The organism is Bradyrhizobium genosp. SA-3 (assembly GCF_004212635.1).
Taxonomy (GTDB): domain Bacteria; phylum Pseudomonadota; class Alphaproteobacteria; order Rhizobiales; family Xanthobacteraceae; genus Bradyrhizobium.
Genome location: NZ_PSRT01000365.1, coordinates 1 through 325 on the forward strand (window position 1 = coordinate 1; position 325 = coordinate 325).

At 61.2% G+C, this 325-nt stretch carries 1 pseudogene; it reads right to left on the reverse strand.

The features are described from left to right. Positions 1–325, reverse strand: a pseudogene (locus tag CWO91_RS42490) (acetyl-CoA C-acyltransferase); the annotation flags it as partial.

Sequence of the window (325 nt, forward strand, 5' to 3'; positions counted from 1 at the left end):
TTGCCGGCGCTGATGGTCTTGCCTTCGAATACCGGCTTGATCCTGGCGAGGCCCTCCGCGGTGGTTTCCGGACGCGGACCTTCATCCTTGGTGAGCGTCACCTGCTCGAAGGTAACCTCCTTGGTATCCTTGTTGACGAGCGCCATTTTGGTCGTGAACGGCACGATCTCGTCATTGAAGCGGCCAGCCTGCAAGGCGGCGCCGACACGGCGCTGGCACTCGAGGCTGTATTCGTCCTGCTTGTCGCGGCCGATCTTGTAGCGCTCGGCGACGACCTCGGCGGTGTCGAGCATCGACATGTACATTTCCGGCTTCATCGCCATCA